Origin of the sequence: Nocardia sp. CA-119907 (assembly GCF_050955995.1) — a bacterium.
In the GTDB taxonomy this organism is placed as follows: Bacteria; Actinomycetota; Actinomycetes; order Mycobacteriales; family Mycobacteriaceae; genus Nocardia.
In genome coordinates this window covers 8,994,393-9,013,352 of record NZ_CP192091.1, presented here as the reverse complement: position 1 = coordinate 9,013,352, position 18,960 = coordinate 8,994,393, and the positions used below count along the sequence as shown (strand labels likewise).

Below are 18,960 nucleotides of genomic sequence, written 5' to 3'. Positions count from 1 at the left end.
AGCAGCCGCGATCCGTCTCACCATCGTGCTGCGCCCGAACTTGTCGGGCAGGTTTGTCCATGAGCGACCGGCAGGCGGTCGGCTGACCTCGGGATAGCAGTCAGCATCGGTACCATACTGGCTCGCTGCCGAGGGTTGCGCGTTATTGGCGCGATCCCTGGGGCGTCCAGTCCATTCCGTAATATTCGTGTTCACAGATGGACAAAAGTGAACCCCGCCGCACGCAGTGCGGGCAGCGCCGCGGTCATCCCGGCGGCGGTCCCGGAGTTCGGCCGGTGCATGTGCGCCAGTGAGATCGCTCCCGGTTGAGCGGCTTTCATCGCGTTCTGGACCTGGGCCGCGCTCGCGGTGGCGCCGTAGTCGGCGTTGATGCTGAAGCCGACCGGCCGTTCGCCCAGCTCGTTCACGATCGACACCGCGACATCGTCATAGTGCGCGGTACCCGCGCGGAAGAAGCGCGGCGGTTTGCCGAGCAGGGTGGTGAGCCGTTCGTGATTGGCCCAGACCTCGTCGACCGCCTCCTGCGGCGATCCGGTGCCCGCGATGTCATAGGCGGCCCGGCCGGTCACCGAGAGCGGCTTATGGGCCACACCGTGATTAGCCAGCTCGAACAGCGGATTTGCCGCCAACTGCGCGGCACGACCCGGATTCGCATCGATCCAGCGCTTATTGAGGAACAGCGTGGCCGGAATCTGCTGGGAGATAAGCAGATTCAGCAGGACCTCGTCGATATCGTTATTGCCAGGCCCGCCGCACGCGTCAAAGGTCACCGCCATTTGCTTGCCGGTTGCCGCGAAAGTGCTGGTGATGCCGTCCATCTCCATGCCCCACTGCTGCGGCTGCGCACCCGCGTGCCGGGCGGCCACCGCCGCGGGCGCGTTGGCGGCGGGCGCCTGCTGCGGGGCCTTCGGAATGGCCTGCACATCAACGGCGGTCGCGGCGGTCGTGGTTCTCGGTTGTGCGACGGTGGTCTTGCCATTGTCGGTTCCGCATCCGGCGACGAATGCCGCGGCCGCAGTACCGAACCCGATCAGCCGCCGCCGCGACATATTCCTATCCAGCATTCCCCGTTAGCTCTCTCTCACAACCGTCCACAGGATGCTACCGGCGCAAATGGCCGGACACCGTGGCGGGCAATAGATCCCACCACGGTGTCCGATTACTACCCGTTGGGCGGCGTACTACACGTGCGCGATGCTGGACCAGCCAGCGACTTCCTGCGGCTGGCGCGGGCCGGGGCCGGTGTAGATGGCGGCCGGGCGGACCAGCTTGCCCAGCTGCTTCTGCTCGAGGATGTGGGCACACCAACCGGCGGTGCGGCCACAGGTGAACATCGCGGGCATCATATGCGCGGGGACCTCGGCGAAGTCCAGGATGACCGCGGCCCAGAACTCGACATTGGTCTCGATGGCGCGGTCCGGGCGACGCTCGCGCAGTTCGGCCAGTGCGGCCTGCTCGAGCGCGGCGGCGACCTCGAAGCGCGGGGCGCCGAGGCGCTTGGCGGTGGCGCGCAGCACGCGGGCGCGCGGATCCTCGGCCCGGTAGACCCGGTGGCCGAAGCCCATCAGCTTTTCCTTGCGGTCCAGGATGCCCTTGACCAAAGTGCGTGCGTCACCGGACTTTTCGACGGCCTCGATCATCGGCAGCACCCGCGCCGGTGCGCCGCCGTGCAGCGGGCCGGACATCGCGCCGATCGCACCGGACAGTGATGCGGCGACATCGGCACCAGTGGAGGCGATGACGCGGGCGGTGAAGGTGGAGGCGTTCATGCCGTGTTCGGCGGCGGAGACCCAGTAGGCGTCGATGGCCTCGGTGTGCCGCGGGTCCGGATCGCCCTTCCAGCGGGTCATGAACCGTTCGGTCACCGTGGTGCACTCGTCGATCTTCTTCTGCGGCACCGCGGGCTGGTAGATGCCGCGCGCGGACTGCGCGACGTAGGACAGCGCCATCACCGAGGCGCGCGCCAGATTCTCCCGCGCGGTCTCGTCGTCGATATCGAGCAGCGGCTGGTAGCCCCAGATCGGGGCGAGCATGGCCAGTCCGGCCTGCACGTCGACGCGCACGTCACCGGTGTGCACCGGCAGCGGGAACGGCTCGGCTGGGGGTAGACCGCGACCGAATGCGCCGTCCACCAGTAGCGCCCACACGTCGCCGAAGGTCACCTGCGAGCCGACCAGGTCCTCGATATCGACGCCGCGGTAGCGCAGCGCGCCACCGTCCTTGTCGGGTTCGGCGATATCGGTGGTGAAGGCAACCACGCCTTCCAGGCCGCTGATGAAGTCGGGGGGTACGGCGGTGTGCCCGCTGGGCACCGCGGGGCTGGTAGTCATGTTGTGACTCTCCTTGCACTTCGGTTTCGCATTCCGTAGCGACTGCCTGCCGGTCGCTCGGAAAGGTCACGAGCGACGGCATGCCGACCGCTCGAAAAGGCCTGTTCTCGCCGATGAGGGTGTGGCTCGCCGAGCACATGCCGATCAACAAAACCTTAGCTCCCTGCTACCGCGGAGTAACGTCTGCCCCATGCGTGACCTGGACAATTCATCCGTCGGACAGGAGACGACCGTGACCGATCCGACCCTGTTCCGGGCGTCCGATCTGGCCGCCATGCGAGTCGACTACGGCGGCATGCCTTTCGGCAGCGGCGAAGACACCGATCTGGACGAAACCTGGCTGGCCGGGGGCTGGGAGCCGCTGTTGCGGCATTGGATCGAACAGGCCACCGCCGTCGGCATCGCCGAGCCCAATGCCATGGTCGTCGCCACTGTCGCGCTGACCGATGCCGGTCCGCGCCCGGTCGCCCGGACGGTGCTGTGTAAGGGTCTCTCGCCGGAGGGTGTGACTTTTTACACGAATTACGACTCGGCCAAGGGCAATCAACTGGCAGGTGTTCCGTTCGCCGCCGCGACCTTCGTCTGGCCGGCGCTCGGCCGCCAGGTCCATGTGCGCGGGCCGGTCGAGCTGGTCTCGCCGGAAACGACCGCCGTCTACTGGCGCTCCCGGCCGCGCGATTCACAGTTGAGCGCCTGGGCCTCGCGGCAGTCCCGGCCGATCGCCTCGCGCGCCGAACTCGATCGCACGCTGGCCGAGACCACCGCCCGCTTCGCCGATGTCGACGAGATCCCGGTGCCGCCGCATTGGGGCGGTTATCTGATCCGCCCCGATGAGGTGGAGTTCTGGCAGGGCCGCCGGGGTCGGCTGCACAACCGGATCCGGGTGCGCGTCAGCGGTGACGCCATGATCGTCGACCGACTACAACCCTGACCAGGCCCACCCGTCGCCAGGCCACCACTCCACGAGCGAATCGCTGCGCGATGCGCCCACCCGTCGTCCGGCCACCACCCCCATCGAATCGCTGCGCGATGCGCCCACCACCGAGCCCACCCAACCTTGTTGGGCCGCTGACCGACTCATTACGCTGCGATCGGTGAAACTGCTCGCCGACACCACCCCGCTGCGCTATCCCGATTTCCGACGGCTGTGGACCAGCAATATCGTCACCGTGATCGGTTCGCAGCTGTCCGTGGTGGCGGTGCCGCAGCAGATCTTCCAGATCACCGGCAGCTCGGGCTATGTCGGTCTGGCCGGTCTGTTCGGCCTGATACCGCTGATCGTGTTCGGCCTGTGGGGCGGTGCGCTCGCCGATGTGATGGACCGGCGCAAGCTGATGCTCATCACCAACTGCGGCACCGGCGTGACCGCGCTGGCCTTCTGGGCCCAAGCCGCGACCGGACTCGACAATGTGTGGATCGTGCTGGGGCTATTCGCCGCGCAGCAGGCGCTGTTCGCGGTGAATCAGCCGACCCGCAGTGCCGCCATCCCGCGACTGCTCCCCATCGAACACCTGGCCGCCGCCAGCGCGCTCAGCATGACCGTGCAGCAGATCGGTGCCATTGCCGGTCCGGTGCTCGCGGGTGTGCTGATCCCGGTGGTCGGGCTGTCCACGCTGTATCTGATCGACGCCGTCGCGCTGCTGGCCACCGTCTGGGCGGTGTGGAAGCTGCCGGCCATCGCACCCACCGGAACCGCGCGCAAGGCCGGATTCCGTACGGTTCTGGACGGTTTCGCCTATCTGGCGACGCAGCGCATCCTGCTCGCCTCCTTCATCGTCGATGTGATCGCCATGGTCTTCGGCATGCCGCGCGCGCTGTTCCCGCAGATCGCGCGCGAAACCTTCGGTGACCCGGCCACCGGCGGCGTCGCGCTCGGCCTGCTGTTCGCGTCCATGTCGGTCGGCGCGGTATTGGGCGGGGTGTTCTCCGGCTGGATCGCGCATGTGCGCCGCCAGGGCCTGGCGGTGGTGGTCTGCATCGTGCTCTGGGGGCTGGCCATGGTCGGCTTCGGACTTGCCGTCGGACTGACCGGCCATGGCCTCGGCATCGGGCCGGGGCTGTGGATCGCGCTGGCCTGCTCGGCCTTCGGCGGCGCGGTCGATATGGTCTCGGCCGCGCTGCGCGTCGCCATGCTGCAGACCGTCACCACCGATGAGATGCGCGGGCGCCTGCAGGGTGTGTTCATCGTGATCGTCGCCGGCGGTCCGCGCATCGGTGATGTTGCCCACGGTTTTGCCGCGGCAAGCCTGGGTACCGCGGTCGCCGCGGCGGGTGGCGGTGTGCTGGTGGTTATCGGTGTGGTGCTGGCGGCCCTGGCATTTCCGGCATTCGTGCGATATCGGATCGCCAGGTCGTCCTCGGTGCCGGTGTCGAGTTAGCGCGATAAACCTCACGTGACGCGAACGTGTTTGTGAGGTCGGTCGGTGGGCACCCTCGTTCTCGGGCCGTGCGAGCAACGACTAGCGTCTAGGTGAGAGCACCGCCGTGCCGACCGCACCCCGATGCCGACGGTCCTAGCCTGAGAGGGATCCTTCCGTGCCCGAAAAAGACCACATCAACGACGCCAAGCCGGTTTTGAGCTACCCCGGCGGCGAATACGCCATGACGATCGCCGAAGCCGAAGAAGGCAATGACGGCATCGATCTCGGCAAAATGCTGGCCAGCACCGGGTATGTGACCTACGACCCCGGATTCATGAACACCGCGCCTACCAAGTCGGCGATCACCTACATCGACGGCGAAGCGGGCATCCTGCGCTACCGCGGCTACCCGATCGACCAGCTCGCGGAGTCCTCGACCTTCATCGAGGTCAGCTACCTGCTGATCTACGGCGAGCTGCCGACCCAGGCGCAGCTGGACGAGTTCACCGACCGGATCCGCCGGCACACTCTGCTGCACGAGGATCTCAAGCGGTTCTTCGACGGCTTCCCGCGCAACGCGCACCCGATGCCGGTGCTGTCCTCCGCGGTGAACGCGCTCTCGGCGTACTACCAGGATTCGCTGGACCCGCGCGATCCCGAACAGGTCGAACTGTCGACCATCCGACTGCTGGCCAAGCTGCCCACCATCGCGGCCTACTCGTACAAGAAGTCGGTCGGTCAGCCCTTCCTCTACCCGGACAACTCGCTGAGCCTGGTGGAGAACTTCCTGCGGATGACCTTCGGCTTCCCGGCCGAACCCTACGAGGTCGATCCGGAGATCGCCGCTGCGCTCGACATGCTGCTCATCCTGCACGCCGATCACGAGCAGAACTGCTCCACCTCGACCGTGCGCCTGGTCGGCTCCTCGGACGCCAACCTGTTCACCTCCGTCTCCGGCGGTATCAACGCGCTGTGGGGCCCGCTGCACGGCGGCGCCAACCAGGCCGTGCTGGAGATGCTGGACGGCATCAAGGCCCAGGGCGGCAACGTCAAGGAATTCATCCGCAAGGTCAAGAACAAGGAAGACGGCGTGAAGCTCATGGGCTTCGGGCACCGCGTCTACCGCAACTACGACCCGCGGGCCTCGATCGCCAAGAAGCACGCCGACGCGATCCTGTCCAAGCTCGGCGGCGATGACGAATTGTTCGATATCGCAAAGTCTCTCGAAGAGGCCGCGCTCACCGACGAGTACTTCATCTCGCGTCAGCTGTACCCGAACGTCGACTTCTACACCGGCGTCATCTACAAGGCCATGGGCTTCCCGACCCGCATGTTCACCGTGCTGTTCGCCATGGGCCGACTGCCGGGCTGGATCGCGCACTGGCGCGAAATGCACAGCGAGCCTTTGAAGATCGGCCGCCCGCGTCAGATCTACACCGGTTACGGTCACCGTGACTACCACGAGATCAGCGGGCGATAGTTTTTCCGTCCAATTTCACCGTCACCTATCAGAGGGGATAGCCGAATGACCAAGCCGGAGATCGAATTCCAGGAGGGCCCCGCGCCCACCGAGCTGGTGATCAAGGATCTCACCGTCGGTGAGGGTAAGGAAGCGGTGCCGGGCGGCATCGTCGAGGTGCACTACGTAGGTGTGGAATTCGACAGCGGCGAGGAGTTCGACTCGTCCTGGAAGCGCGGCGAGTCCATCAGCTTCCCGCTGCGTGGCCTGATCCAGGGTTGGCAGGACGGCATTCCGGGCATGAAGGTCGGCGGCCGCCGCCAGCTGACCATTCCGCCGGAGCTGGCCTACGGCCCGGCCGGTGCCGGCCATCAACTGTCGGGCAAGACCCTGGTCTTCGTGATCGACCTGCTGGACGTTAAGTAGGCTCTGTCTAATTTGCCGCGCCTTCGGCGCGGCGTGTTCGCGGCCCCCTTGAGACGGGCCGCGAACGGTCGCTCGTAAGACTCGCTCCGTGGTGGCTCGCTATGTGGCTCGTGTTCCGGCTGACGGAGCACGAGCCACAATCGTTTCTCGGGCGGGCTCGGGCGAAGCCGGACGCGTCAGTTGCGAATGATTTCGACCGGGTCGGTGAGCGCGAGGGCGAGGGCGGACTGCTGGCCGGCGCTGCGCTGAGGCAGGGCCGCGACGGCCTTATCGGTTTGGGTGCTGAGGTTGGTCACGATCTGCTGGAGCTGGGTGACGCCGCCGGTGAGTTGGCCGATGGCGCTGACCAATTGGGCCCCGCCCTGATCGGCGAGTTGCGGCAGGCCCTTGGCGAGTTCGGCGCCCTCGGCCAATTGGGCACTGGCACCGGTCAACCGGTCGACCACGGTGCGCAGCAGGGTGCCGAGATCGGTGCTCGGATCGACGGCGCTGCCGACCAGTTCGCCGAGACCGCTCAGCTGGGATCCGGCCTGACCCGAAACATTGCGTAGCCCTTCGAGTTTCCCGATGATGTCGGCCACCTGCGGATCACCGGCGAAGGGGAGGGCGCGCAGCAGCGGCAGGATCTGATCGAGTCCGCCGCTCACCGTATTCGCGGTCTGCTGCACCTGCCCGATCGTGACACCGGTCGAATCCAGCGCCGAGGCAAGCTGATTCGCCTGCGCGGCCGCGCCGGAGACGGTCGAGTTCAGCAGCGCGATGGCCGAAGTCAGCTGTGCCGAACCCTCCTTGGCGAAACTCAGGAAGCCGAGCAGCTGATCCGCGCCCGAGCTGAACTGATCGGCACCCGCCGCGGCGGCGTTCACCCCGGCATTGAGCAACTGGGTGGTGAACTGCACCGAGGTCATCTGCGTGCGCGCCTGCGCGACCGCGGCGAGGGCGGCGTCCACTCCGGCCGCGCCGACCCGGTGCGTGACGGTATTCACCGCGCCGTTCACCAGGTTCGTATCGGCACCCTTATGGGTATCCACCGTGACCTTGGCCCGTTTGGGCTGTGCGCTCGCCAGCGTGCCCATGGATTCGGTCAGATCAGCGGGCAGGGTGATCACCGCCGCGTAGTCGTCGGCATTGATGTCACCGGGCTTGCCGACGGTCCACTCGTAACCGCCGCCCTCCTGCTGCAGCGCCTGGGCGATGCGGGCACCCGTCGGTCCGGTATCGGCGTTCACCAGGGCGATACCGCTCGGTGCGCTGGACGCTCGTGTGCATGCGGTGATGGTGCCTCCGAGCACGCCGGCGGTGAGAACGGCAACGGCGAACAGGGCCCAGCGGGCGCGATTTCCGGTCACAACTCCGCCTCGCTAGCGCTCGGCTCCGCCGTGACCGACGGTGCTGTGTCTTTGGTTCCTTCGCTGCGCTCAGTCACGTCTGCAGACCCTAGAGGTCCGCAATGGCTTCAACGTTGGCCGAACTCTGAGAGTTCGGTAAGGGCAGCAGGAGAATTCGGGTCAGGAAAGCTCGAGCCCGGCGCGCTCCTCGACCGGCTTCGCATCGACCATGCGGCCGAAATCGAGCTTGACCAACTGGTCGGCGCAGTCGAAGTACCTGTCGTCGTGGGTGATCACGATGACGGTCTTTCCGCGCTTCTTGAGGTCGACGAGGATCTCCCGATAGAAGACTTCGCGGAACTTCGGCTCCTGATCGGCGGCCCACTCGTCGAAGACATAGATCTGCCGGTCCTCGAGCAGGGCGGTCAACAGCGCGAGCCGTTTGCGTTGGCCCTGGGACAGATCGACGGTGGACAACCGCCCGTCCTGCACCGTCACCTTGTGCGCGATCTGCAATTCCTCGAGATAGCGACGCACTTCATGGTCGAGTCCCGGCCGATCGAAGCCGAGATACTCCTCGAACAGATGGAAGTCGGTGAAGATCGCCGAGGAGTTCTGCCGGAACCATTCGATGTTCTCATGGTCGATCGGCTCGCCATTGAGCGACAGCGCCCCCGACTGTGGCACGTACAGGCCCGTGATCAGCTTGGCCAGTGTGGATTTGCCGCTGCCGTTACCACCGACGATGAAGGTGATCTGCCCGGGTTCGAAGACCAGGTCGAGCGGGCCGAGCCGGAATCCGGACTCGCCGTTGCCCGTTTCCGGCGGCGGTCCGAGCGGTACCGGCCGATTGTCGTGCCCGCTGTGGTCGACGAACCGATGGCCGTTGACATCCGGTCGCGGTCCGCCGGGGCGTGGACCACGGCCGGGCGGATGCGCGCCGCGACCGGGTGCGCCGGGACCCGGCGGCGGCGCGCCCGGACCAGGCGGTGGCGCACCGGGCGCGGGTGCACCCGGACCGGGCGGAAACGGCGGCGGCGGCTCCATCCGGTAGCTGTAGTGCACATTCGTCAGCACCAGCCGCGCCTCGTCGACGGCGGGACGTTCCGTGAACGGCAACTGCTCCTCGTTGTGCATGGTCTGCATGGACAGGTTCATGGCGCGGATCTTCGCCAGCGCCACATCACCGCGCAGCAGGTCCGGGATGCGGTGCATGAAGTTCTGCATCGGCATGGCCAGGAAGGTCGTCACCAGGACATAGCCGACCATGACATCGCGCGACAGATCCAGCGGTGCCACGAGTACGAACAGGATCAGCGCCATGGTGCCGAGTTGCAGCGCCTGCCCGAATCCCTGTGCCACCGAGAATTTGGATCCGGCGTCGACGTTCTGCGCGCGCAGCGTCGCGGCCGAACCGAGCAGATGCCGATCCATGAAGTCCCGGCGCCGCCCCCGATGCAGCTTCAACTCTTTGATGCCGAGCGTCACCGCCTGGTACGACCGCAGCAGCGCGTCCTCGTTCTCGCGCGCCTCGCGATAGATATTGCGCACCCGCTTCAGAATCAGCTCGACACAGGCGATTCCGAGCAGCGTGCCCGCCACCGTGACCGCGAAGAGCGGGCCCGAAACCACCAGCAGGAAGACGAAGCAGCCGATGATGGTGGCCACATCGATGCAGATGCTCGGGATGGCGGTCACCGCCTGCGAGAGCGAGCGCACATCCTCGGTCAGCGTCGCCATCAGACGATGCATGCCGAGCCGTTCCAAATGCTCGAGCGGAGCCGCGACGATCCCCGAACTCAGATCCGCGCGCAGCCGGTAGATCGCGTCCTGGGCCAGGCGGATCAGCAGCACCTGCGATGCGACGCCGCTGACCAGAATGACCAGGCCGGTCAGGGCGAAGTTCTGCAGGTTGACATTCGGATGCGGTTCCGGTGACACGACCCCCCGGATAAGTGTCACCAGATAGGTATTGGCCGCACCGCAGATCAGGCCCGCGGCGATGACGGACGCGATCCGCATCCAGGAGATCGAGATGAGGAATCGGATGAGTTGCATGGTTGCTGCGCTCCTTGAGGCCGGTGCTTACCGGCGAATGATGTCGAAGATCATGCCTTCGAGGGTGACCCCCGGGGCGAAGGAGAACGCCACACCGGTCGAGATCGGCTTCGCCACCTCCTGCTGAATCATTTGTTCCAGCACGAAGATCAGCGACACGCTCAGCATATTCCCGAACTTCGCCAGCACATCCCAGCTCAGCGCCGCCCGCTCCGGTGCGATCCCCAGCGAATGCACGGACTCCTCGATGATCTTGGGCCCACCGGGATGGATTGCCCACAGATCGATATCGGACTTCTGCAAACCATTGCGGCGCAGGACATCGGTGACCACGGGATCGACCCCGGAATAGATGTACTCGGGCAGATTCTCCGACAACTCGCAGGTGATGCCATTGTGGTTGACGCCGAGCACGATGCCGTCCTCCGCGCCGTCGAAGAGCTGGCTGAAGCTGTCCCGGATCACCACTTTGCCGGGCGCCAGCGGCTGCTGGACCCGACCCGCGCCGATCACGACCGCTCCACATCCGTCCCCGAACAGGCTGTGGATGATCACATCGTTGACATTGTCGTCGAAGACCGCATTCACCGAGCTGAGCTCGAGGCACACCACCATGGCCTTCTTATCCGGATGCGCCCGAACATAATCCACGGCGGTGCGAATACCGTTCATGGCGGCCGCACACCCCATGAAGTTCACCACGACCCGGCCCACCGACGGCGAAAGCCCGAGCTGTTTCAGCACGGCGACGTCGACGCCGGGGGCGATGAAACCGGTGCTGGTCACGAAGACGAGCAATCCGATCTCCGCCGCCGCGTCCTCGATTCCGGCCAGCGCCCGCCCGGCGACATCGACGGCCAGTGGTACCGCGTGCCGGTAGTACAAGTTCATCCGGTCCCGGATCGTGCCGGGATCCCTACTGAACGGCAGGAATTCGGGATCGAGCGGATCGACGACCAGGCGCCGGGTGTCGATCTTGGTCTTCTGGTAGATCCGCGAGATCCGCGTCCGCTGCTGCGGATCGGAGAACAGCTCGGCGACCCGGTCGGCGGCATCGTCCTGGGCGACGTGCCGACTCGGCGCGCCGGTCGCGATGCTCTCGATCACGCCGACCGTGGTCGGCGGCGCCGGTGGCAGCCCGTGCTCGGCGAGGTTGTGGCCGAACTCGTTCCCCTGGCGAGCCGCCGACGTTCCCTCATCGATGGTGATAGACACGAAATTCTCCCCGTTCTTGTGAAAATGGTGATCGGCGCCGCCGTCGGAGCGCGGCTCGATCGGTCGATCGGTCAGCGGAATCGGTTCAGACCGTGCCGATTCCGGTGAACCCCTGAACCGTGTAGACCGCGCAGGTCTTCAGTGCCCCCGGCGCGAAGTGCTCGCGGATGAAGCCCCAATTCCGTTCCTCCGCCTCGCGCGAGGGCGACAGGAGATAGGTGCGGCAGAGTTTCGGGAACCGATCGGTGAAGAAGCTCTTCGCCGGCAGCCACTCGACCCCGAATTTCGCTGCCTCCTCACGCAATACGTCCTCGGTGGCGATATTGGCGAATCCGCTGCGCTGGAACGGCAGCACATGATGTACGCGATGTGAACTCAGCCCGGCCGCGAGAAAGCAGTCGATATAACGGTTCCCGAGCACCTTCAGGTCATAGGCCTGCTCCACTTGGTTGACGGCCCAGTCTTCGGTATCGGATGCGGGGAGTTCCTCGGTCTCCACTTCGAAATCATGGCTCGCGACGACCAGGAAGGTACTGATCCACAACGTCACCACGAATTGCAGTGCCCAGGCCCAGAAATCGCCCGCGATCGTGAATACCACCAACTCGCCGAGCAGAAGTGCGCGCACCCCGAACGATCCGACGAAGTGTGGCAGCGCTCCGCCCCACGTTCCGTACATGTCCTTGATGCCGACTTTTCGGGTGAGCCGGCAGACATCGAGCAGTCGAATCGTCATGCCGGTCACCGTGTGACCGAATTTGTGGAGGGTGTGAATAGGCACTCGGTACAACCGCGGCACCCGCATCATCATGGTGAAGACGTTCTTCTTGATATCGACTTCACTCTGGGTGTGCGGGTGGTGCAGCAGTGCGTGTCCGTCCGCGGTGACGAAAGCCAGTGCCACATAATTGAAATCGAAGGTGTTCGTATAGATCTTGTTGAGGCCCTTTTGCGCCCGATGGATCGCGTAGTGGCCGAATCCGGCCAGCGAACTGCGCAGCAGCACCATCGCGATCACGAAGACCGGCAACGGCATCCAACTGCGCTCGAACAGGCGCAACCCCTGGACCGCGAAGTACGCGACGGCAAGCACCGCCACCACGATGTTGAAGATCGTGTCCATGCGCCGCAGGCGCGCGGCCAGCTGCGGCTCTTTCAACCGCGCCTTCACCTGGTGGAGCAGATCATCCTTGTTGTCGAATCGGTACTTTGGGGTGTCCTGCCAGCTGTCGAAGCCTTCTTTGAACAAGAAATCGGGTGCGTTGTTCTTCGGATGGATGTCCTCGGGCAATGCGTCGCGGCCGAGCGCATACCGCTCGAGCATTCGTCCGATGCGTTCCGGATCGCGATGGTAGGAACCGATGATGGACGTGATGTCGCGATTTTTCGTTCGCCCGATGAAGAACTCGCCGCCGGGATGCTTGGAGATCCAGTCGCTCAGATCGTAGGCTTTTCCGTTGTATACCCACACATTTGAGATTTGCGGGCCACCAGGAGGCGGGCCGGGCGGTCTACGGAAGTTCCGCTCCTCCGCTTCTGGCTGGCTGTTCGTCATCGCATTCCTCCGTGTCTGATCCGCGGTTCGGTAGCCGTTGTCGGCCCCGGGGTTATGGCGTGTATCGCGGACAGGCGCGGGGGCGCTTCATCCGGTGAACCGGATGTCCCTCCGAAGTCGCACGCACTGCCTGAGCGTTCATGACAGCATCGTGCTTCCAGCGCCTTACATCTCACCAAACAATCCCTTAACCCGGTAACTTTCGCGTCGGATTCCCCCCGATCTGTGCGAGAAGACCGAACCAAGGGTAACGTCGGCACCCGCGGCATGTGCGGTTCGCCTGGACTTCGCCTTGCGAACCGGGTCGAGTCGGCCTGTGGGACAGGCTAATCTGGCGACGCAAAATGCTGCACTACACCGGGCGGCAGCACCAGCTGTCCCCGTCAAACCACCCGGTCGTATCGACCTCGCACTCTTCTGGGGGCAGAACATTGAGTGATCTGACAGCGCGAGCACGCACCTCGCACCGAATCCGGCTTCGCCGACCGGGACTCGTGCCCGCAGTGGTCGCGGCGTCGATGTTCGCGGCGCTGGTGACGGGTTGCAGCTCCAGCTCCGACTCGAAGTCCACCACTTCGTCCGCACCGCCTTCGGGCCAACTGCCCGATGCGGCGCAGATCGTGCAGGAGTCCGCCAGGACCACCCAGACTCTGCAGGCCGTGCACCTGAATCTGAAGGTGGACAACCTCACCAACCTCCCGGTCGAGACCGTCTCGGCGGATGTGACCAACCAGCCGCAGGGCGCCGGTCAGGCGATCGGTGAGGCGAAGGTGCGGACCAAGCCCGAGGCCGACTTCATCCAGGCCAAGTTCCTGGTCGTCGACAAGGTGATGTACGCGCAGACCGGTGGTTCCTCCGCATACGCCAAAGTCGGTCCGGCCGAGCAGATCTACGACCCGGGCGTAATCCTCGACAAGGACAAGGGTCTGGCCAACCTCATCGCCCAGGTGAAGAACCCGAAGGTGGAGGGTCGCGAAAAGCTCGACGGCACCGACACCGTGAAGGTGTCCGGCACCATCGACTCCTCGGTGATCGATCCCATCGTGCCCAAGTCGGGTGACCCGTCCGGTTCGTTCCCGATCACCCTGTGGATCGCGGATGTCGCGCCGCCGTCGGGTTCTGCATCGGCGCTGCCGTCGCAGGCCGCCTCGCCCGGCACCGGCCCGAATCTGGTTCAGGCAGTGGTCAAGCGGGATCCGGGCACCATCAAGGTGACGCTGTCGGCGTGGGGTAAGCCGGTCAAGGTCACCGCGCCTCCGAAGTAGGACTTCGACTCGGCGAACCGGCCCGGGAAGCGCGACGGCGGCACTTGTCGTCGGCGCATTCCGGGCCGGTTCGCGTTTTCGGCTCGGTCAGGCCTCGGCCCTGCGTTCCGGCAGCTCGAGCACCAACCGTGCGCCGCCGAGTGAGCTGTCGTCGAAATAGGCCCGGCCGCCGTGCAATTGGGCCTGTTGGGCGACGAGGGCGAGACCCAGTCCGGAGCCGCCCTTACTGGCCTGACTGCCGCGGAAGAATCGTTCGAAGACGGCGGTGCGCTCCTCGACGGGAATGCCGCGGCCATTGTCGTCGACGGTGATCAATATGTGGCCATTGGGGATTCGGTGCGCGGAGACCACCGCCTCGGTGGCACTGCCGTGTTTGACCGAGTTGGCCAGGGCATTGTCCACGGCCAGCCGCAGTCCGGCGGGCAGGCCGCGAGTGATCAGTTCGGCATCGGTGTCGATGCGCACGCTCAGTCCGGGGAAGTGCCGCATGGCATCGTGGGCGGCTTGATCGCACAGGTCGCCGACATCGGTTGCTACGTGATCGCGCTCGTGCGTGAGATCACCGGACGCCAGACGTTCCAGTGCGGCCAAGGTGGTTTCGACGCGGCCCTGGCTGCGCTGCACGTCGGCCAGGATTTCGGCGCGCTGGGCCTCGTCCAGGTCGAGGGTGCGCAGCACCTCGAGATCGGTGCGCATCGCGGTGAGCGGCGTGCGCAGTTCATGTGCGGAGACGGCCGCGAAATCCCGTGCGGTTTCCAGTGCGGCGGCGGTTTCGCTCTGCGCCTGATCCACCCGCTGCAACAGGGTGTTCACGGCTTCGGCGAGTTTCTCCGCCTCCTTGACCCCGGATCCGTCGACCGGCGCCTGCGGATTGTCCGGATCGCGATATCCGCTGCGCGCACCCACCTGTCGGGTGAGATCGACGATCGGGCGCACCGCGCGGCCCGCGAGCAGCCAGCCGAGTGCGGCCGCGGTGGCGATCGCCAATCCGGCTCCGGCCAGCACCAAACGCTGTTGCTCAGCGGTTGCTCGTGCCGCGTCGGTGGCCGGAATACCCAGGGAGACAACCCGTCCCGCCGGTTGGTTCTCGGTGGTGGTGAGCACGCGGAACGGGGTGCCGTTCACGGTGACCGAATGCGATCCGATCGGCTGTTCGGGCAGGCGGATGGGTGTGCTCGCCACGATCGTGTTGTTATCGCGGACCGTCACCGCCATGTCATAGGTCGGACCGACCAGTCCGAGCACGCCGACGGCGAGCACCGAATCGATGAGCACCAGTCGCGATGCGATGGTCAGCTGCCGATCGGTCTGGGCCAGATTATTGCGCTCGATGGCCTGTGAGGAGAGCACGCCGATGATCGTGACAATGATGATCGCCCCGACCGCTGCCGCTCCGGCCACCCGGGTACGCAGCGAGAAGGTGCGCCGCCGCCGTTTCGCGGGAGTCGCTGGACCGGTGGGCAGTTGGGGCTCCGGTGTCATGGCGCACTCACTTGGGCGCCCGCAGTACGAACCCGACGCCGCGGACGGTGTGCAGGAGCCGGGGCGTGCGCTCCACCTCGAGCTTGCGCCGCAGGTATCCGACGAAGACATCGACGACATTGGTATCGGCGGCGAAGTCGTAGCCCCACACCAATTCCAGTAGCCGCTCACGGCTCAGCACCACGCCCGCATTGCGCGCCAGGGTGGACAGCAATTCGAATTCGCGCTTGGTGAGTTCGATTTCGCGTCCGTTCAGCAGCGCGCGGTATCCGGCGACATCGACCTCGAGCGGCCCGACCGTGATCGCGCCGGGGGTGGCGGGGGCAGGGGCATCCGAGCGACGGCGCAGCAAGGCCTTGATCCGCGCCACCAATTCGGCGAGGACGAACGGCTTGGTCAGATAATCGTCGGCACCGGATTCCAGTCCGGAGATCCGGTCGTCGACGGAGGCGCGGGCGCTGAGCACGCAGATCGGGACGTCATTGCCGAGTGCGCGCAAAGCCGTCACCACGCCCGCGCCGTCGAGCACTGGCATATTCATATCGAGCACCACCGCGTCGGGCGCCTGCTCGGTCACGCTGCGCAGCGCCTCGGCGCCGTCCCTGGCGACCCGCACCTGGAAGCCGGACAGGCGCAGCCCACGCTCGACCGATGCGAGCACGTCCTCGTCATCGTCGACGACAAGGACGGTCGGGTTCGCACTGCGTTCGGTGGTCACATCGTTCATTCTGCTCCGCCACCTCCCCGAATCTTCGGCCATACCAGCAGGTGCTCCCCCGCCTCTCCGAATCTTTTGCCGGCCGTCGGGCATGCGGCCGGCTTACGTCGCGGGCCGACGGTTGCGATCGTGGCAGGGTTCTGGGCGTGCCCGACGAGTTACCCGTGTTCTTACGAAATCAGTCGGCCGGTCGGGGTGGGACATTCGGGGAGGCGGGTGCTCAGTAGTTGTGGCAGGTTTCGGCCACCGTGCGGATGGTCTCCGCCAGACCGTTGGCGCGCGGATCGTTCTCCGCATCCTTCGCGGCGTCCGGGTTCTCGTTGATCATTGCCTGGAGTTCCGCGCGGCGCTGCTCGACCGGTTGGTCGAACTTGCGCTGCAATTCGGCCTTCTGGGTCGGGTTGGCGTCGAGCATCGCCGCCAGTTGCGGAGCCTTGGCGTGCAGTGCCGCGTCCACCTGCGCGAAGCTGCAGTCGGAGCTCAGCAGCGGCCCGGCCAGTGTCATCGGATCCGCGGCCGCGATGGCCGGGGAGAGCAACACGGCAACACTGGCCGTTGCGCCTGCGGCGAGAGCTGCGACGGCCGGGCGACTGCGGAAGAGCTTCATCTGTGCCTCCAGATCTACGGGTCTACGTCTTCGATCAATGCTGTGGTCCAGCGCCTCAGACGCTATTGCCCAGCGCTGGCACAGGTGTGAGCTATCCCTGAGGATTCCCTAAGGGGTGAAACGCCGCGGTGCCGCAAAGTTATGACGGCACAATGGGATCGCCGTTCGGAGCGACGACTTCGGATCCCGACTCCTGCGGATGGCTGGCCCGGATCTGCACTTCCAGTGCGGCCAGCACCGAGGGATCCTCGATGGTGGACGGCACCTCGTAGGTATCGCCCGCGGTGATCTGGCGGATGGTCTTGCGCAGGATCTTGCCCGACCTGGTCTTGGGCAGGGCGGAGACGATGACGGCGTCGTGCAGTGTGGCGATCGCGCCGATCTGCTCGCGCACCCGGGCGACCAGTTCCTCGCGTAGGCGCTCCGGATCGATGTCGACGCCGGATTTGAGCACCACATATGCGATGGGCCGCTGGCCCTTGAGTTCGTCGGGCAGCCCGATCACCGCGCATTCGGCGACCGCGACATGTCCGGCGATGGCGGCCTCGATGCTGCCGGCGGAGAGCCGGTGCCCGGCCATATTGATCACATCGTCGCTGCGGCCGAGTACGTAGAGGTAGCCGTCATCGTCGAAGTATCCGGAGTCACCGGTCAGGTAATGGCCGGGGAATGCCGACATATAGGAACGCTGGAAACGCTCTTCGTCGCGCCATAGCCCGGTCAGCGTGCCGGGCGGCAGCGGTAGCCCGATGACGATATTGCCCTCGGTACCCGGCGCGACCGGATTGCCCTCGGCGTCGAGCACCCGCAGCCGGTAGCCGGGGACCGGCACCGATGCCGAACCCGCCTTGATCGGAAGCTGCTGGAGGCCGAGCAGATTCGCGCAGATCGGCCAGCCGGTCTCGGTCTGCCACCAGTGGTCGACCACCGGGCAGTCCGGCCGGTCGGCGAGCAATACCTCGCTGGCCCACTCGTAGGTGGCCGGGTCGAGGCGTTCCCCGGCGCAGAACAGCGCGCGTAGGCAGGACAGGTCGTAGCGGTGCGCCAGCTCGGCATCGGGATCGGCCTTGCGGATGGCACGCAGCGCGGTCGGCGCGGTGAACAGCACCCGGACGTTGTGCTCGGCGACCACCCGCCAGTACGCGCCCGCGTCCGGAGTGCCGACCGGCTTGCCTTCGTAGAGCAGCGTTGTCGCGCCCACCAGCAGCGGCGCGTAGACGATGTAGGAGTGGCCGACCACCCAGCCCACATCGGAGGCGGCCCACAACACCTGGCCGGGACCGAGGTCATAGATGTTGCGCATGGACCAGGCCAGGGCGACCGCATGTCCGCCGTTGTCCCGGACCACGCCCTTCGGCTTCCCGGTGGTGCCCGAGGTGTAGAGGATGTAGAGCGGATCGGTGGCGGCGACCGGCACCGGATCGGCGGGTGGCGCATCTCGGACAGCGTCGTCCCAATCAAGCCATTGCGCCGCGATGGTCTGGGTGGAGCTCGGCAGTGATTCGGTCGCGGGCTGCGGGGTGGGGAAGTGGATCGTCGGGAACTGCGGGCGCTGTTTCACGATCACGTGGCGCGGCGCGCTGGTCTCGGCGAGGTCCAGCGCCTGCAGCACGATCGGCGGATAGTCGACCGCCCGGCCCGGCTCCAAGCCGCCCGAGGCAGTGACAATGAGCACAGGCTCGGCATCATCGATGCGGGCGGCGAGCTCGGGTGCGGCGAAGCCGCCGAAGACCACCGAATGCACCGCGCCGATGCGGGCGCAGGCCAGCATGGCGATCACGGCCTCGGGGATCATGGGCAGGTAGATGACGACGCGGTCACCCACCGAGACGCCCAAACGGACCATCGCACCGGCGAATTCGGCAACCGCCGCGAGCAGTTCGGCGTAGCTGAAAACGCCTCTGGTGCCGGTCATAGCAGAGTCGTATATTAGGGCGGGCTGATCGGCCCGGCTCACCTCGTCCGCGGCGCCACCGCGCACATGTCGGTCGAGGGCGTTGAAGGAGGTATTGAGGCGAGCGTCCGGAAACCACCTGGCCATCGCGCGAGCCGTGGTGTCGACGATCTGGGTTGGCGGGACCTCCCAGTCGATCGCCTCGGCCGCCTCGGCCCAGAATTCGGCGGGGTCGACCAGGGAGGTCTGATACACCGGCCGGT

15 protein-coding genes are annotated in these 18,960 nt (G+C 66.0%); 5 read left to right on the top strand and 10 right to left on the bottom strand.

Annotated features, from left to right (window positions below):
• Positions 1-191 precede the first annotated feature (191 nt).
• Both ACQP2D_RS40390 and ACQP2D_RS40385 read right to left on the bottom strand, forming a co-directional pair.
• Positions 192-1,049 carry a polysaccharide deacetylase family protein gene (locus ACQP2D_RS40390; RefSeq protein WP_433681151.1) on the bottom strand — a complete coding sequence of 286 codons (858 nt, stop codon included), beginning with the start codon at positions 1,047-1,049 and terminating at the stop codon, positions 192-194.
• Positions 1,050-1,181: 132 nt separating this feature from the next.
• Positions 1,182-2,330, bottom strand: a complete 1,149-nt coding sequence (locus ACQP2D_RS40385) for a citrate synthase 2 (RefSeq protein WP_433681150.1) — start codon at positions 2,328-2,330, stop codon at positions 1,182-1,184.
• Between the two features lie 274 nt (positions 2,331-2,604).
• Between ACQP2D_RS40385 and pdxH the strand changes: the two genes are divergently transcribed.
• The 4 genes from pdxH (at position 2,605) to ACQP2D_RS40365 (ending at position 6,575) form a co-directional block, all read left to right on the top strand.
• Positions 2,605-3,261 carry a pyridoxamine 5'-phosphate oxidase gene (pdxH, locus tag ACQP2D_RS40380; protein WP_433685910.1) on the top strand — a complete coding sequence of 219 codons (657 nt, stop codon included), beginning with the start codon at positions 2,605-2,607 and terminating at the stop codon, positions 3,259-3,261.
• A gap of 163 nt (positions 3,262-3,424) precedes the next feature.
• Positions 3,425-4,708 (top strand): MFS transporter, encoded by a 1,284-nt coding sequence (locus ACQP2D_RS40375; RefSeq protein WP_433681149.1) that lies wholly within the window; start codon positions 3,425-3,427, stop codon positions 4,706-4,708.
• Positions 4,709-4,865: 157 nt separating this feature from the next.
• Positions 4,866-6,170: a citrate synthase gene (locus tag ACQP2D_RS40370; RefSeq protein WP_433681148.1), complete on the top strand. Its 1,305-nt coding sequence runs from the start codon at positions 4,866-4,868 to the stop codon at positions 6,168-6,170.
• Positions 6,171-6,215: 45 nt separating this feature from the next.
• Positions 6,216-6,575, top strand: coding sequence for an FKBP-type peptidyl-prolyl cis-trans isomerase (locus ACQP2D_RS40365; RefSeq protein ID WP_433681147.1), 360 nt, complete (start codon positions 6,216-6,218; stop codon positions 6,573-6,575).
• Positions 6,576-6,751: 176 nt separating this feature from the next.
• Here ACQP2D_RS40365 and ACQP2D_RS40360 read toward each other — a convergent pair whose 3' ends face one another.
• From ACQP2D_RS40360 to ACQP2D_RS40345, 4 genes are all read right to left on the bottom strand, one after another.
• Positions 6,752-7,924, bottom strand: a complete 1,173-nt coding sequence (locus ACQP2D_RS40360) for a hypothetical protein (RefSeq protein ID WP_433681146.1) — start codon at positions 7,922-7,924, stop codon at positions 6,752-6,754.
• A 159-nt stretch (positions 7,925-8,083) separates the two neighbouring features.
• On the bottom strand, positions 8,084-9,961 hold the full coding sequence (locus tag ACQP2D_RS40355) for an ATP-binding cassette domain-containing protein (protein ID WP_433681145.1): 1,878 nt from the start codon (positions 9,959-9,961) through the stop codon (positions 8,084-8,086).
• 27 nt (positions 9,962-9,988) lie between these two features.
• Positions 9,989-11,098 (bottom strand): type III polyketide synthase, encoded by a 1,110-nt coding sequence (locus tag ACQP2D_RS40350; RefSeq protein ID WP_433685909.1) that lies wholly within the window; start codon positions 11,096-11,098, stop codon positions 9,989-9,991.
• A 163-nt stretch (positions 11,099-11,261) separates the two neighbouring features.
• Positions 11,262-12,731: a cytochrome b5 domain-containing protein gene (locus tag ACQP2D_RS40345; protein WP_433681144.1), complete on the bottom strand. Its 1,470-nt coding sequence runs from the start codon at positions 12,729-12,731 to the stop codon at positions 11,262-11,264.
• Between the two features lie 431 nt (positions 12,732-13,162).
• On the opposite strand from ACQP2D_RS40345, the gene ACQP2D_RS40340 reads away from it, so the two are divergent.
• A complete protein-coding gene (locus ACQP2D_RS40340; protein ID WP_433681143.1) occupies positions 13,163-13,996 on the top strand; it encodes an LppX_LprAFG lipoprotein in 834 nt (277 codons plus the stop codon).
• An 87-nt stretch (positions 13,997-14,083) separates the two neighbouring features.
• On the opposite strand, the gene ACQP2D_RS40335 is transcribed toward ACQP2D_RS40340, so the two are convergent.
• The 4 genes from ACQP2D_RS40335 to ACQP2D_RS40320 form a co-directional block, all read right to left on the bottom strand.
• Positions 14,084-15,478: a sensor histidine kinase gene (locus tag ACQP2D_RS40335; protein ID WP_433681142.1), complete on the bottom strand. Its 1,395-nt coding sequence runs from the start codon at positions 15,476-15,478 to the stop codon at positions 14,084-14,086.
• A gap of 7 nt (positions 15,479-15,485) precedes the next feature.
• Complete coding sequence (locus tag ACQP2D_RS40330) at positions 15,486-16,205, bottom strand: response regulator transcription factor (RefSeq protein WP_433681141.1); 720 nt, start codon at positions 16,203-16,205, stop codon at positions 15,486-15,488.
• 211 nt (positions 16,206-16,416) lie between these two features.
• Positions 16,417-16,803 carry a hemophore-related protein gene (locus ACQP2D_RS40325; RefSeq protein WP_433681140.1) on the bottom strand — a complete coding sequence of 129 codons (387 nt, stop codon included), beginning with the start codon at positions 16,801-16,803 and terminating at the stop codon, positions 16,417-16,419.
• Positions 16,804-16,942: 139 nt separating this feature from the next.
• On the bottom strand, positions 16,943-18,952 hold the full coding sequence (locus ACQP2D_RS40320) for an AMP-binding protein (RefSeq protein ID WP_433681139.1): 2,010 nt from the start codon (positions 18,950-18,952) through the stop codon (positions 16,943-16,945).
• Between the last annotated feature and the right edge of the window lie 8 nt (positions 18,953-18,960).